The organism is Roseovarius confluentis (assembly GCF_002917925.1).
GTDB classification, from domain to species: Bacteria; Pseudomonadota; Alphaproteobacteria; order Rhodobacterales; family Rhodobacteraceae; genus Roseovarius; species Roseovarius confluentis.
This window is the reverse complement of the sequence record NZ_PPFE01000009.1, coordinates 137,320-151,084: the sequence shown is the minus strand read 5'-3', so window position 1 is coordinate 151,084 and position 13,765 is coordinate 137,320. Positions and strand designations below refer to the sequence as shown.

Sequence of the window (13,765 nt, the reverse complement as noted above, 5' to 3'; positions counted from 1 at the left end):
TTTGTCAAAAAATCCGCCATTTTCTAACTCTGGTTCAAAGCGAACGGAGGATGAGATGACGCCCGAGATCAGGAAGATAGTGACCTATGACGAGGAGGTTCTTGTCGAGGGGTTCCGTGCGGCCGAGGCGCCCTGGCGCATGTTCGCGGTTGCCGCTGTCCTGAAAAACCCGTGGGCCGGCCGTTTCGTGCCGGATCTTAAGCCCGAGATACAGGCCTATGGGCCGGTCCTGGGCAAGATGTTGACAGAGAGGATGATCGGCCTTGCCGGCAGCGGCGCCGCGATCGAGGCTTATGGCAAGGCCGCCGTCGTGGGGTTGGATGGAGAGATTGAGCACGCGTCGGGCCTGATCCACACGCTGCGCTTCGGCAATCATTTCCGAGAGGCGGTAGAGGCCAAGTCCTATCTCGCTTTCACCAACACCCGCGGCCCCGCCAACGCGCCTATCATGGTGCCGTTGATGGACAAGAACGATGCCGGGAGGCGGTCGCACTATCTGACTATACAGTTCTCAATCCCCGATGCGCCGCGCGATGACGAGGTCATCGTCGTGCTGGGCGCGGCATTGTCCGGCCGGCCGCATCACCGGATCGGGGATCGCTATCAGGACCTGAAGGATTTGGGCCATGACGTCGACAATCCTGCCGCGGTCTGAGGTTGCCGGCCTGTCGGCGATCGACGTCGGCGAGGGGCACCCCGTGGTGTTGCTGCACGGGGTTGGCCTGAACGCCGATGCCTGGGGGCCGCAGGTCGACACGCTGGGGGGCGACTATCGCGTCATCGCACCGGACATGCCGGGCCATGGCGGCAGCCAGTGCCCGGACGGAACGCCGACATTGGAGACCTACGTGGAGGCCGCCCTGGCGGTGGTCGAAACCTTGCCGCAAGCCGCGATGCTGGTGGGACATTCCATGGGCGCGATGATCGCTCTCGACGTGGCCGTACGCGCGCCGTCGCATGTCTGCGCGGTCGCCGCGCTCAACGCCGTCTTCGAGCGCACGCCGGAGGCCGATGCGGCGGTTCGGGCGCGGGCCGCCAGTTTTGACGAAACGCGCGCGCCAGATCCGTCGTCGACGCTGCACCGCTGGTTCGGCGATGCGGCCTCGCCCGAGCGGTCCGCCTGCGAGACCTGGCTGCGCAATGTGGACCCGCGAGGCTACAAACTGGCCTACACGGCGTTTGCGGAGTCCCGGGGACCGAGCCGGACGGCACTGCGGTCGCTGGCCTGTCCCGCGCTCTTTGCAACCGGGGCGCTGGAGCCGAATTCCACGCCTGATATGTCGCGCGCCATGGCTGTGCTGGCGCCGCGCGGCCGTGCACTGATTGTCGAGGGCGCGGCGCACATGATGCCTATGACCCATGCCGATGAGGTGAACGCCGCGATGCTCGACCTCGCGCGGGAGGTATGGCCATGAGCGCACTCGATCCGCGCGCGCTGCGCCGGGCTTTCGGCAGCTTCATGACCGGCGTCACGGTCGTGACCTGCAAGGCGGCGGATGGGACGCCGCTGGGGTTCACGGCCAATTCGTTCTCTTCGGTTTCGCTTGATCCGCCGCTCCTGCTGGTCTGCCCGGGCAGGTTCCTGTCGTCCTACGACAGTTTCGCAAGCTGTTCGCACTTTGCCGTCAACGTCCTTGCCGAAGGGCAGGAAGACGTGGCCAATACCTTTGCGACCTTCAAGGGAGACCGCTTTGCCCGCACCCCGCACCGGGCGGACCCGCATGGCAACGTCCTAATTGACGGGGCGCTCGCGCAATTCTCCTGCACGACGCACCAAGTGGTCGACGCGGGCGATCACGCCATCCTGCTCGGCGAGGTGCGTGCCTTTCATCACGACGCCGGACGCGGCCTTGGATATGCAGGCGGGCAGTTCTTCAGCCTCGGCCTTGAGCGCGCCGCGCTCGACCCTGCGGGCAACACGGCCCTGCTGGGGGCGATCATCACTGAAGGCGATGAGGTCCTTCTTGAAAAGACCGATGCCGGCTATCGCCCGCCACAGGTGATCTCGACCGAGCGGCAACATGTCCGCCGAACACTTGCGGGAAACCTCGGTTCGCGCGGCCAGCCCGTCCGCCTGGGGCCTGCCTACGCGGTGTTCGACGACGGCAATGTCCAATGCTCCTATTTCCTGGCGAATGCCTCGGCCGCAGGTTCGGCATTCACCCGTCATCCGATCCGCGACATTCCCGGGCTGACCTTCGCAACGGCGGCGATCACGCAGATGATGCACCGCTTTGCAGAGGAGGCCGAGACCCGCAGCTTCGGCCTCTATGTTGGCGATGCCCGGCGCGGAGATGTTCACCATTTGCCTGAAAGGACCTGACGCATGGATTTCTCTCTTTTCGTGCACATGGAGCGCCTGACGCCCGAACAATCACACCGTCAGCTGAATGAAGAGCTGATCGCGCTTTGCAAGATGGCGGACGAGGCCGGTATGCGCGCCATATGGACCGGCGAGCATCACGGGATGGAATTCACCATCGCACCGAACCCGCTGACGACACTGGTCAACCTGTCCCACCACACCCGAAACGTGAAGCTGGGGACGGGGACGATCATCGCGCCGTTCTGGCACCCGATCAAGCTGGCCGGCGAGGCCGCGGCGGCGGACCTGATGACAGACGGACGCATCGAGCTTGGCATTGCCCGCGGTGCCTATTCCTACGAATACCAACGGCTCATGCCGGGCATGGATGCCTGGGAAGCGGGGCAGAGAATGCGCGAGAGCACGCCGCTGCTGCCCAAGCTCTGGGCTGGCGACTGCGCCCACGAAGGCGCATTCTACAGTTTTCCCGCCACAACCGCCGCGCCCAAGCCGCTGCAGGATGGCGGCCCGCCGATCTGGATCGCCGCGCGCGACCCCAACAGCCACGAATTCGGCGTGCACAACGGGTTCAACATACAGGTGACGCCACTCTGGCAGGGGATGGACGAGATCGAAACACTGATGGCCCGCTTCAACGCGGCCTGCGAGAGCCACGATGGCCCGCGCCCCAAGATCATGCTCTTGCATCATACCTATGTCGGCGCGGATGCCGATGACGTTGACCGGGCGGCGCGGGAGTTCTCGCGGTTCTATTGCTATTTCGGAGCCTGGTTCCAGAACAAGCGCCCCGTCGAACAGGGCCTGCTTGCGCCGCTTTCGGACGAGGAGATCGCGGGCAACGCCATGATGGCGCCGGAGAACATGGCCCGGGACCTGACCATCGGTACCGCCGAAGATGTCATTGCCAAGATCAGGAAATACGAAGACCTTGGCTATGACGAGTATTCCTTCTGGATCGACAGCGGCATGAGCTTCGAGCGTAAACGCGCGTCGCTCGCCCGCTTTATCGACGATGTCATGCCCGCCTTTACGTGAGGACCGATATGAACGCCCGACCGCACTACCAGCTTTTCATCGACGGGTCCTGGACCGAAGGGTCCGACGGCCAGATCATGACCTCGCAGAACCCGGCAACCGGCGAGGACTGGGCGACGTTCGCCTGCGCCTCGAAATCGGACGTCGACCGCGCGATCCTTGCGGCCCGCCGCGCGCTGAACGATCCCGTGTGGCGCGACATGACCCAGACGCAGCGGGGCAAGCTGCTGTACCGGCTGGCCGACCTGATCGAGGAAAATGCCGCCGAGATCGGACGGATCGAGACCACCGATAGTGGCAAGTTGCTGGCCGAGACGTCGAGCCAGACTGCCTATGTGGGCGACTACTATCGCTATTACGCGGGGCTGGCCGACAAGATCGAAGGTGCCGTGCTGCCGATCGACAAACCCGACATGCATGTCTTTACGCGGCGCGAGCCGATTGGTGTCGTGGCCGCCATCGTGCCGTGGAACGCGCAGATGTTCCTGACCGCGACAAAGCTTGGACCTGCGCTTGCGGCGGGCTGTGCCGTGGTCTTGAAGGCGGCCGAAACCGCGCCTGCGCCCATGCTCGAATTCGCACGTCTGATTGAGCGCGCCGGCTTTCCTGCGGGTGTCGTCTCGGTCATCACGGGCGACGCGGAGAACTGTGCTATCCCGCTGACCCGGCATCCGGATGTCGACCGCATCGCCTTTACCGGCGGACCCGACACGGCACGCCACGTGGTGCGCAATTCAGCCGAGAACTTCGCGGTCACGACGCTGGAACTTGGCGGAAAATCTCCCATCCTGGTTTTCGAGGATGCGGATCTGGACGGTGCCGCGAACGGACTGATCGCGGGCAATTTCGGCGCGTCCGGCCAAAGCTGCGTGGCCGGATCGCGCGGGTTGGTGCACCGCTCGGTTCTGGATGCGGTGGCGGGAAAGATCGAAGAAAAGATGAAGGGGGTGGTCATCGGCGACCCGCTCGACGCCGGAACGCAGATTGGACCGCTCTGCACGACGGACCAGGTTCACAAGATCGAAAAGACCCTTGCTGCGGCTGTGGCCGGGGGCGCGACTATTCGCTTTGGGGGTGCGCCGTTGGACCGGCCCGGAAATTATATGGCGCCGACGCTTGTGGAATGCGCCGATGCGGAGACTGAGACGCTGAAGGTCGAAATGTTCGGCCCTGTGATGTCGCTCTTGCCCTTCGACACCGAGGAAGAGGCCATCGCGCTTGCCAACGGCACGCCCTTCGGCCTTGGGTCCGGGGTTTTCACCGAGAACCTGGCGCGTGCGCACCGGGTGTCATCGCGGCTCAAGGCGGGGATTTGTTGGGTGAATACCTATCGCGCCGTATCTCCGATCGCGCCCTTCGGAGGGGTCGACCGCTCGGGGTATGGGCGCGAGGCGGGTCTGGACGCAATCCATGACTACACGCGCACCAAGACGACGTGGATCAACACGTCCCCCTCCCCGATGGCAAATCCCTTCGTGATGCGTTGACGCGTTCGGCGCGCCTGCGCGTGGTCAGTCGACCGTCAGGACGATCTTACCCACGTGATTGCCTGCCTCAAGCTCGGCATGGGCATCGCAGGCGCGGGCGAGCGGGTGGACGGAGTTGATCAGAGGGCGGACCGTGCCCTGTTCCAGCAGCGGCCAGACCTGTGCCGACAGGTCGGCCGCGATAAGGCCTTTTTCCTGAGGCGATTGCGGGCGCAAGGTGCTGCCGCACAGGGTCTGGCGCTTGCTGACCAACGCCTTGATATCAACCTGTGCCTCGCCGCCTCCGAGAAAGGCGATGACGACCAGCCGCCCCGAGACCGCGAGCGAGGCGAGGTTGCGGTCGAGATACTCGGCGCAGATCATGTCGAGGATGACATCGACGCCCCGGCCGTCCGTGAGGCGGGTGATTTCGTCCTCGAAGCGTGCGGTCTTGTAATTGATCGCCTCCGTGGCGCCGAGATCTCGGCAGGCCTGGCATTTGTCGTCGGTGCCGGCGGTGGCGTAGACGGTGGCGCCCATGGCGCGCGCGAGCTGGATCGCGGTGGTGCCGATGCCGCTTGCGCCGCCGTGGATCAGAACGCTTTCGCCCTGGGCAAGGCGCGCGATGCGAAAGAGGTTGGTCCAGACGGTGAAGTAGGTTTCGGGCAGGGCTGCGGCCTCGACTGCCGACAGGCCGGTGGGCCAGGGTAGCACCTGTGGCGCCGGCGCGACGCAGTATTCGGCGTAGCCGCCGCCCGCCACCAGCGCACAGACCTTGTCGCCCGGCGAGAACGACAGCACCTCGTCGCCGCAGGCCACGATTTCGCCGGCGACTTCGAGGCCGAGCACTTCGGTCACGCCGGGAGGCGGGGGATAGGCGCCCTCGCGCTGAAGCAGGTCGGGGCGGTTCACACCGGCGGCGGCGACGCGGATCAGCACCTCGTCCGGGCCGGGCTGCGGAACCGGGACCTCACGGGGGCGCAGAACGTCGGGGCCGCCGGGCTTGCTGGCGAAGATGGCTTGCATGGTCGAGGTCATCGAGGGCTCCTAGGCTTGGAGTGCGAGAAACGTGCCGATGGCCAGGAAGAGACCCAGCGCGGCGAGCGACAAAACGGTCAGCTTCAGGTTGCCGCGGCGCAGGAGCGGGGCCGGTTCGACCTGCATGATCCGGGTGGTGATCAGCACGTTGGCGGTGAAGGGGGTCGAGCTGGCGGTGACACCCCAGCCGAGGATCGCGGCCAGCGCCAGCCAAAGGAGGGCCGGGGTCGGCACCAGCGGGTGCAGTACGCCCAGCAATATGCTGGCCGAAACGATCGGATTGAGCGCCAGGAGGCCGCCCGTCACCATCGCCAACGGCACCAAAGCGACAAGCAGGGGCAGTAGCGCGGTGGGCGGCGTTGGCAGGGCGCCGTCGACGCTGCTCACGAACCAGGCGATGACGGCGCCAAGAAAGCCCGCGCAGGAAACCACGACAAGCTCGTTGACGCCCGATTGCGCGGTGACGGCCAGTTCGCGCTGCAGTCCGGGGGCATTGCCGGAGACGATCTGGATCGCCCACCAGGCCAGCGAGAAGACCACCACCGCCACCAGCACAGCGGCGGGCATGGAGAGGCCTGCAAAACGGTGGAGCGTGAAGGCGACCGCAACCAGCGCTGCAACACGGGCGACGACGCGCAGGAGGATGAGCTGTTCGGGAAGGGTTGGCATGGCGCGTGTCAGGGTCTTCTGGTCAGGGTCGGCGAGGGTGCTTCGCGACGCGATATAGCCCGCGAAGAGATACAGGCCGGCGGCGACCAGACCATAGGGCAGGATCTGGAAATAATCGACCTCGGGCAGGATCGAGAGGGTGACGATGGTCGACAACGCCAGGGGCGACCACATTGGCATGGCGCCGAAGCCGCGCAGCATCGCGAGGGTCAGGTTCCCGACCGCGTTCTGCTGTTCCAGCTTGTCGCGAATCTGGGCCAGCAAGGTGGCCATCAGGCTGGCGGCGCCGAAATTGAGGAAGATCCCGAAGATGTGGGTGCCGAGAGACACGAAGAGGTAGCGCGCCCCGCGCGGGCGGCTTGCCATCACGGCGGCGGCCCGGCGGATGTCGGGCGCGCGCGAGGCCGCGCGACTGAGCAGCCCGAGCGCGATGAGGAAGGCCGACAGGAAAGTGAACCTGCCAAGGCCGCCCGTCGCCGTTAGCCAGCCGCCGATGCTGCCCCATAGCAAGAGCATCAGAACGATGCTTCCGATGATCCAGGCCGGGCGATTAAGGCCGTGACGGTTGAGCAGCGCCAACGCCAAGAGGGCAAAGACCGCCGGGAGTTCCGGCACCGGCAACACGATGGCCGCGACCCCGGTGCCCAGAAGGTAGAGCGCCAGCAGCGAATTGAGAATGTCACGCCAGCGCCCTGATGTCAGAAGAAAGTCAGCCATGAACGCGCGTACCGAAGGCAGTGTGCAGGGCCGCGCCGGATTTGCCGGGTGGACCGTGATACGTATCCCGGGCGGGTCTGGAGAGATCACTCATGGCGACTTTCTTGGATGAGTCGGGCTGTGTCGGCCGTGCTGAGAAGGAAACCGCCGGGGCGGTGCGTTGTTCCCGCACGAGCATAGGTGCGTGTCCGGGGGCGTCTGGTGCGGTGTGGGTCATGGCTGTGTATCCTGCAGGGGCAACTTCCGCGAGGGGCGAGGCGAAGTCCAGATTGGAACGCGTGATTGGCCGATGTTTCCAGGTCCAGCAGGTGAAATTTAAGACAAGGTGTTGTTTTTGCGTGGTGAAATTTCGAGCAGGTGGACCTTGGGGAGCCGCGCGCTCTTGGTGTTTCGTTAATCTCTTTGCCCTAGCATCGGGATACGAAACCAACAGCCGGAGAAGATTGGATGGAAATGGCGCCAATCGCGGGTGCTGACAAGGTGATCAGCCGCAATCGCGACGAATTCCTGAGAGAGCTACTGAGCGAACTTGCGAACGTGCTGGAATCCCGTGTTGGCCTGGAAGCGGCGGAAGGGTTCATTGGGCGGGTCGGATCGCGGATCGGCGAAACGATGAATGAGGAATACCGGGCGATCTTTGAGACTGATGCGCTTGATGTGACGCAGGTGGCGCAGGCGCTGGTGGACCTGAAAGAGCGGATCGAGGGCGCGTTCAAGGTTGAGTCGATCTCGCCCGAGAAGATTGTTCTGGTCAACAGCAGCTGTCCGTTCGCGGATCAGGTCGAGGGCCGGGAATCGCTGTGCATGATGACAACGAGCGTGTTTGGCCGGATTGCAGCCAGCAACTTGGGCTATGCGCGGGTGGAAAAGCCTCAAACCATCGCACGCGGCGACCTGGGTTGTCGGGTGATCGTGCACCTTACCGAAGGCGAGGCGGGCCGTGAGTTCTTTGGCTGACGCGGCGCGGCACCGCGACAACGAGGTAAGTGCCTTTCAAGCATTGCCGAAACACGCGATGCTTGTCGACCGCGCGGCGCGCGTGCATGTGGCGAATGCAGGAGCTGAAAAGCTGGTGCGTCACCTGTTCCAAGACGAAGCCGTACCAGAGCGCTGGGCCTTGCCGGACGTGTTCGAGATATCGCTGGAAGACGCGGTGCGGGAAATGTTAATCGCAGCCTCCGGCGATGCGATGCTGCTGCCACTGCGCGCAAAGAGGCCCGGGCTGCCACGCCGCATCCGGTTCCGGGTTGGCGCGATCCGTAACGGGACACGCGCGCCGAACCGTTTCGTGCTGGTGTCGGAAAGCGGCGACGCGTTGGGCAAACCTTTTCGGGAGTTGAATGCCGAACTGGAGGGCGCCAATGAGAGGGCGCGCCGGGAACGCCAGCACCGTCTGTGTCTTGAGAAGGCGAACAATGACCTGAACGCCGCCAATGCGGAATTGAAGTCCTTTGCCTATGCGGTATCGCACGACCTGAAATCGCCGCTTCAGACGGTTTCGATGCTGTTGTCTGAACTGGACGCGTGCGGCAGTCGCGCGCTGGACCGAGAGAAGGCGGAACTGGTCGGGATGAGCCGAGAGACGCTGTCGCGCATGTCGGTGCTGATAGAGGACCTTTTGCACTACACGGAGCTTATCGGGTCGGTCATGCCCTGCGAGCCTTGCCCGCTGGAGGAGGTTCTCGCGGATGTGATCGCCGACCTCAGGGCCGAGATCACGGGCGCGTCGGCCACGGTGCGCACCGGCCCGCTACCGGTTGTTTCGGGCGAGCCAGTGATGCTGCGCGTGTTGTTCCAGAACCTGCTGTCGAACGCGATCAAGTTCCGCCACCCCGACCGGCCTGCCAAGATCGATATCGGTGCGGAAGAGGCCGACTCGGACGAAATGGTGACGATCAGGGTCGCGGATAACGGCGTCGGCATCGCGCCGGAGTACCGCGCCAGGATCTTCGACCTGTTCAGCCGGCTGCATCGGCATGACGAGATACCCGGCAGCGGCCTGGGCCTGACGATGTGCCGCCGGATTGTTCAGAATCTGAACGGGACGCTCGATGTCGACGAGAACCCGGACGGCGGGTCGATCTTTATCCTCAAGCTGAACGTTGCACGCGATGACTGACCTGACGGACGGCGCAAGCGCGGCCATCGAGACCGTGATGTTGATCGATGACGACACGTTTTTTCACGCGGCCTGCGAGCGGCTGATGCGACGCACGGGGCTGGTGAACAACCTTATCAAGTTTGCCATGGCCGAAGAGGCGCTGGCGTTCCTCGAACGGCCCGACAGGCCGGTGATCGACGTGCTGTTTCTGGACATAAACATGCCTAGGATGAACGGGTTCGAATTTCTGGAGGAAGCATTGGCGCGGTTCGGAAAAGATTTCTGCCGGATGATCATCGTGATGCTGACCTCTTCGGTCAATCCGCAGGATATCGAGCGGGCGAAGGCGTTTTGTGCCATCGACGAGTTTGCCAACAAGCCGTTGGTGCAGGCGCAGATCGAAGCGATCGCCGCAAAATTGAAGGCGGCGGGCCGACCCGTGGTTTGACCCAAAACATGGTGAAGACCTGCCTCCGATAGGGCCGGAGTGGGGTCCGGCAATTTCGGAATGGACGACGGATCGGGCGGGCGTGGCGCGACATTTGGCCATGCTGGCCATCCGGGGTATTTCGTATCTGCGAACTGATCGGAAGCGACACCCCGGCACGCCGCCGATTGCCCCCGCCGTCGCGAATGCCTGGCGCAAGCTGAGCGGCCCGACGCGCGACGCCCGGACCGGTCGCAGACCGGAGCGCCATCGGTACGCCGGGGGCCTCGGCCTTCTAGTTTCCGCGGGACCTTATGCCATCAGAAGTTCAGCGAGATGTCACGATGCTCGGCGTTGCACGATGCGATGAAGAGCGCCTGTTCCCTTGGCAGTTTCGGTTGCTTGCGCAAGCCGATCGTATCGCGAATGGCCATGTCGTAGCGGTCAAGCTCGGGCAGCAACTCTTCGGCCGCGCGGGAGCGCCATGCCAGCTCTTGCTCGTAAAGGGCCTGTGCCTCTTCGATGAACTCCAGCGCGCGTTCGGGATTGGGCGTGCGGGCGTCGATCTCGCGGCGGGCGTCGGAGAGCAGGCCGCGGATCTCGTTGCCGCCTGCCACGTCGCCGAACATGCGTTCGACCTCCTTGAAGCGCGCGTCCGCGGTCTCGCGGTCCATGTCGGCCGCGTCACGGGCAAGGGGCTGCAGTTCGCCCTCGATCTCGGCCAGCGCGTCGGCTGACATGATGATCTGCCTCAGCTCCTGGACTGGCTCGTAGGCCTGGTCGACCGTCCGACGGTAGAGGTTGCGCGCGCGACGATCATTTGCGGTGATCTGGCTATAGGCCTGTTCCGCCTCGTCCCAGCTTTCAGGAATCTGGGCGAGGATCGCTTCGCGCTCGGCTTCCATTTCCTCGGCCCGCGCCTGCAAGGCCTCTGTATCGCCGAAGCCGCGACTGACCTGCACGCGCAGGTCTTCAAGCTCGGCATTGATGATCCGCGCTTCGCTTTGCAGGCCGCGCACGAAACTGTGTTGCGGGCGATAGTCGACGGCCTGTGCGGCGAGCTCTGCCTTGATATCCTCGATCTCCTGCATCATCGGCAGGGCCTCGCGCGCCTTGGAGACGCCGCGCTCGAAATCTTCACGCACGTCGTCGGGCAGATAGGACAGGTCAAGCCCCGCCGCGCGGTCGATGGCGGTTTCGATCTCGTCCCCGTTCTGGGCGAATTCCTGGGCCACGTATTCCTCGACACAGTATTGCAGCGCGGGATTGATCGGCGGCGGCGCGGTTTCTGCCGTCAGCGAGCTGCGCATCGGCAGGTAGTTTACCAACGGTGGATAGTAGGCGACGATGACGAGCGAGAGCAGCTGCAGCCCGATGAACGGCAGCACGCCGATATAGATCTGGATGGTCTTCACGGCCTTGGACGCCACGCCGCGCAGGTAGAAGAGCGCAAATCCGAAGGGAGGCGTGAGGAAGGACGTCTGGATGTTCAACCCGATCATGACGCCGAGCCAGACGGCGGTCACGTTCGCCTCGGGGTCCGCCAGAAGGATCGGCGCGACGATCGGCACCACCACGACGGCGATCTCGATGAAATCGAGGAAGAAGCCAAGGACGAAGATCACCAGCATCACGATGGCGAACTTGGTCCAGAAGCCGCCCGGGAGACCTTCGAGGAAGTGCTTGACCAGTTCCTCGCCGCCAAAGGCACGGAAGGCGGCGGTCAGCATCGCGGCGCCGAGCAGGATGATGAAGACCAGTGACGTGGTCTTGGCCGTTTCGAGCATCACGCCGGTCAGGGCGTTTTCGGTGACATAGGCGCGATAGCCGCTCCAGGCGATGCCGATCACGGTCAGGATGACGCCGAACACCGCCAGATTGACGCCGAACTGGTCGTCGGCATTGGTGATGTTCTGGATGTTGGTGTCATAGTTCGACAGCACGTATCCGATGACGCCAAGCCCGATGAGGGAGATGATCGCGGGCACGTAGCGCAGGCGTCCGCCGCCTTCGTAAAGGCGGTAGCCGGCCATGATCATGGCGCCGATGGCACCGATTGCGCCGGCTTGGTTCACGGTGGCGATGCCGCCGATGATCGAGCCCAGGACCATGACGATCAGGGCCAGCGGCGGCACCATCGCGAGCAACACCCTGCCTGCGAATTTCAGGTCGTAGCGGCCTTCGTATGGCACGGCGGGCGCATAGCGTGGGCGGATCAGGGCAACGGCGAGGATAAAGAGGATGTAGAGCCCGACAAGCACCAGGCCCGGCACCAGCGCGCCGAGGAACATGTCGCCCGCACTGGTCGATCCCACGGCGAATTCGGACGGCATGGTCAGTTCGCCGGTGACTTCCTTGTAGAGGTCCTGGCGCGCCTGTCCGGCCTGGTCCACTGCGGAGGCCAGCTGGTCGGCGAGGATGATCAGCACGATGGAAGGCGGGATGATCTGGCCCAGTGTGCCGGAGGCCGAGATGATGCCCGTGGACAGCGGGTTGGCGTAGCCGTTGCGCATCATCGCGGGCAGCGAGATCAGGCCCATGGCGACCACGGTTGCACCGACGATACCGGTGGTTGCCGCCAGCAAGGCGCCCACGACCACGACCGAAATGCCTAGGCCCCCGGGGACCGGGCCGAAGAGCTGGGCCATGGTCACGAGAAGATCCTCTGCGATCTTTGAGCGTTGCAGCATGATGCCCATGAAGATGAAGAGAGGAATTGCGATCAGCGTGTCGCGTTCGGGTTCCCAATAGACCCCTCGGAGATTGGTCACCCCGGCGCTGAGCCATTGCGAGGGACCGCCGGACACGAAAAAGGCGTCCGTTCCGCCCCCGAAGAGATAACCCGCGCCGGCGGCCAGAAGGACCGTGATGATCGCGGCACCGGGCAGCGAAAAGGCGACCGGATAGCCGGACCCCAGGGCTGCGGCCATGATGAAGACAAGCAAGAGGAGGAAGACGATTTCCATACGCGCGGTTCCCGTCGAGTTCGGTTACATCATGTCCGCGTGCGTCTGCCGCGCACCCGGTTCGCCACGTTTGTCGGCGATTGCTTCGAAGAACTGCGCCACGAATTGCAGCATCATCGTCACGGCGAACACCCCGAGGAATCCGGCCATGAAGTATTTCACATACATGCCGAAGCCCGACTGTGTGACTTCGAACACGAGGATCGGGCCGACGATGATACTGGACGAAGAACCGAAGCCCACGATCAGGATCGTCCAGCACAGCGACAGGCCCAAAAGGACGGCGCCCCAGGCGTTGACCTTGCCCTTGGCTTCGCGACGCATGCTTGCATAGAAGAGGTCGACGCGAACGTGGCCGTCCTCGTACAGGGTGTAGGCCGAGGCGAACAGGAACAGAGCACCGTACCAGAACCGGACGAGATCGGCCATGAAGGCCTGTTCGTAAGAGAATACGAAGCGGCTGAAGACGATCAGAAGCTCCGCCACCACGACCAGCAGGGCCAGCCATATAAAGCCAAGTGACCGGGTCACGGCGGCGATCAGTATGCCGAGGATCACCAGCGGGGTGTGAAAGTAGAGTCCACGATACTCGGCCCGGCCCAGGCTGCCGGCCAGGTCGGAGCCGACGACGGCCTCGAGTTGGCCGTTCACGCGCAGGAACGAGACAACCGCGTCACCTACGCCGACCAGAAGGACGACCCAGAACGCCGCGCGGACGAGGAAGGTGTTGAGCGCCGCGACCCGAGCCGCATCGGTGCGAAGGGAGATGTCGCGGGATCGCAGAACGCCATAAAGGGCGACCACGGCGAAAAGCGCGTAGATGCCAAGCTGCAATGCGGCCAGCGCGCCGCCGCCTGACAGGACTGCGCCTGCACCGGGCAGGTCGAACCAGAACCTGAGGATGGCGTTGATCAGAAATGCGGCGGTGGCACTTAGAACAAGCCAACCGAACGCGCGAGGCACGACTGCTGGCGCCCCCATATCAGCACTGACCATCGCAGGCCCCTCCCAGAAAATTCA

General features: G+C 64.1%; 12 protein-coding genes. 8 read left to right on the top strand and 4 right to left on the bottom strand.

Annotated features, from left to right (window positions below):
* Nucleotides 1–55: 55 nt before the first annotated feature.
* From C2I35_RS17870 to C2I35_RS17850, 5 genes are read left to right on the top strand one after another with little or no spacing between them, the layout of a single operon-like run.
* A complete protein-coding gene (locus C2I35_RS17870; RefSeq protein ID WP_103764410.1) occupies nt 56–655 on the top strand; it encodes an amino acid synthesis family protein in 600 nt (199 codons plus the stop codon).
* Nucleotides 627–1,415 (top strand): alpha/beta fold hydrolase, encoded by a 789-nt coding sequence (locus tag C2I35_RS17865; protein WP_103764409.1) that lies wholly within the window; start codon nt 627–629, stop codon nt 1,413–1,415. Before C2I35_RS17870 ends, C2I35_RS17865 begins: the two co-directional genes overlap by 29 nt.
* A complete protein-coding gene (locus C2I35_RS17860) occupies nt 1,412–2,323 on the top strand; it encodes a flavin reductase family protein (protein ID WP_103764444.1) in 912 nt (303 codons plus the stop codon). Before C2I35_RS17865 ends, C2I35_RS17860 begins: the two co-directional genes overlap by 4 nt.
* Nucleotides 2,324–2,326: 3 nt before the next feature.
* Entirely contained in the window at nt 2,327–3,361 is a 1,035-nt protein-coding gene (locus tag C2I35_RS17855; protein ID WP_103764408.1) for an LLM class flavin-dependent oxidoreductase, read from the top strand.
* Nucleotides 3,362–3,369: 8 nt separating this feature from the next.
* A complete protein-coding gene (locus C2I35_RS17850) occupies nt 3,370–4,848 on the top strand; it encodes an aldehyde dehydrogenase (protein ID WP_103764407.1) in 1,479 nt (492 codons plus the stop codon).
* 24 nt (nt 4,849–4,872) lie between these two features.
* Here the strand turns inward: C2I35_RS17850 and C2I35_RS17845 are convergent, their stop codons facing one another.
* Together C2I35_RS17845 and C2I35_RS17840 are read right to left on the bottom strand one after the other, a co-directional pair.
* Entirely contained in the window at nt 4,873–5,865 is a 993-nt protein-coding gene (locus C2I35_RS17845) for an NAD(P)H-quinone oxidoreductase (protein WP_211286174.1), read from the bottom strand.
* Nucleotides 5,866–5,874: 9 nt separating this feature from the next.
* Nucleotides 5,875–7,251 carry a hypothetical protein gene (locus C2I35_RS17840; protein ID WP_103764406.1) on the bottom strand — a complete coding sequence of 459 codons (1,377 nt, stop codon included), beginning with the start codon at nt 7,249–7,251 and terminating at the stop codon, nt 5,875–5,877.
* Nucleotides 7,252–7,698: 447 nt separating this feature from the next.
* Here C2I35_RS17840 and C2I35_RS17835 point away from each other — a divergent pair, with 447 nt between their 5' ends.
* The 3 genes from C2I35_RS17835 to C2I35_RS17825 are packed head-to-tail and all read left to right on the top strand — an operon-like array spanning nt 7,699 to nt 9,800.
* Nucleotides 7,699–8,208 (top strand): methanogen output domain 1-containing protein, encoded by a 510-nt coding sequence (locus C2I35_RS17835; RefSeq protein ID WP_211286173.1) that lies wholly within the window; start codon nt 7,699–7,701, stop codon nt 8,206–8,208.
* Entirely contained in the window at nt 8,192–9,370 is a 1,179-nt protein-coding gene (locus tag C2I35_RS17830; RefSeq protein WP_146050066.1) for a sensor histidine kinase, read from the top strand. Before C2I35_RS17835 ends, C2I35_RS17830 begins: the two co-directional genes overlap by 17 nt.
* Nucleotides 9,363–9,800 carry a response regulator gene (locus tag C2I35_RS17825; RefSeq protein WP_103764404.1) on the top strand — a complete coding sequence of 146 codons (438 nt, stop codon included), beginning with the start codon at nt 9,363–9,365 and terminating at the stop codon, nt 9,798–9,800. Before C2I35_RS17830 ends, C2I35_RS17825 begins: the two co-directional genes overlap by 8 nt.
* Nucleotides 9,801–10,099: 299 nt before the next feature.
* On the opposite strand, the gene C2I35_RS17820 is transcribed toward C2I35_RS17825, so the two are convergent.
* Nucleotides 10,100–12,745 carry a TRAP transporter large permease subunit gene (locus tag C2I35_RS17820; protein ID WP_103764403.1) on the bottom strand — a complete coding sequence of 882 codons (2,646 nt, stop codon included), beginning with the start codon at nt 12,743–12,745 and terminating at the stop codon, nt 10,100–10,102.
* Nucleotides 12,746–12,769: 24 nt separating this feature from the next.
* A complete protein-coding gene (locus tag C2I35_RS17815) occupies nt 12,770–13,741 on the bottom strand; it encodes a TRAP transporter small permease subunit (protein WP_103764402.1) in 972 nt (323 codons plus the stop codon).
* Nucleotides 13,742–13,765: the final 24 nt, after the last annotated feature.

What these genes read in the sequence shown, in the direction of transcription:
- C2I35_RS17855 (WP_103764408.1), top strand. Translation starts at nt 2,327, where the DNA reads ATGGATTTCTCTCTTTTCGTGCACATGGAGCGCCTGACGCCCGAACAA.
- C2I35_RS17845 (WP_211286174.1), bottom strand. Translation starts at nt 5,865, where the DNA reads ATGACCTCGACCATGCAAGCCATCTTCGCCAGCAAGCCCGGCGGCCCC.
- C2I35_RS17870 (WP_103764410.1), top strand. Translation starts at nt 56, where the DNA reads ATGACGCCCGAGATCAGGAAGATAGTGACCTATGACGAGGAGGTTCTT.
- C2I35_RS17825 (WP_103764404.1), top strand. Translation starts at nt 9,363, where the DNA reads ATGACTGACCTGACGGACGGCGCAAGCGCGGCCATCGAGACCGTGATG.
- C2I35_RS17850 (WP_103764407.1), top strand. Translation starts at nt 3,370, where the DNA reads ATGAACGCCCGACCGCACTACCAGCTTTTCATCGACGGGTCCTGGACC.
- C2I35_RS17860 (WP_103764444.1), top strand. Translation starts at nt 1,412, where the DNA reads ATGAGCGCACTCGATCCGCGCGCGCTGCGCCGGGCTTTCGGCAGCTTC.
- C2I35_RS17840 (WP_103764406.1), bottom strand. Translation starts at nt 7,251, where the DNA reads ATGGCTGACTTTCTTCTGACATCAGGGCGCTGGCGTGACATTCTCAAT.
- C2I35_RS17815 (WP_103764402.1), bottom strand. Translation starts at nt 13,741, where the DNA reads ATGGTCAGTGCTGATATGGGGGCGCCAGCAGTCGTGCCTCGCGCGTTC.
- C2I35_RS17865 (WP_103764409.1), top strand. Translation starts at nt 627, where the DNA reads ATGACGTCGACAATCCTGCCGCGGTCTGAGGTTGCCGGCCTGTCGGCG.
- C2I35_RS17820 (WP_103764403.1), bottom strand. Translation starts at nt 12,745, where the DNA reads ATGGAAATCGTCTTCCTCCTCTTGCTTGTCTTCATCATGGCCGCAGCC.
- C2I35_RS17835 (WP_211286173.1), top strand. Translation starts at nt 7,699, where the DNA reads ATGGAAATGGCGCCAATCGCGGGTGCTGACAAGGTGATCAGCCGCAAT.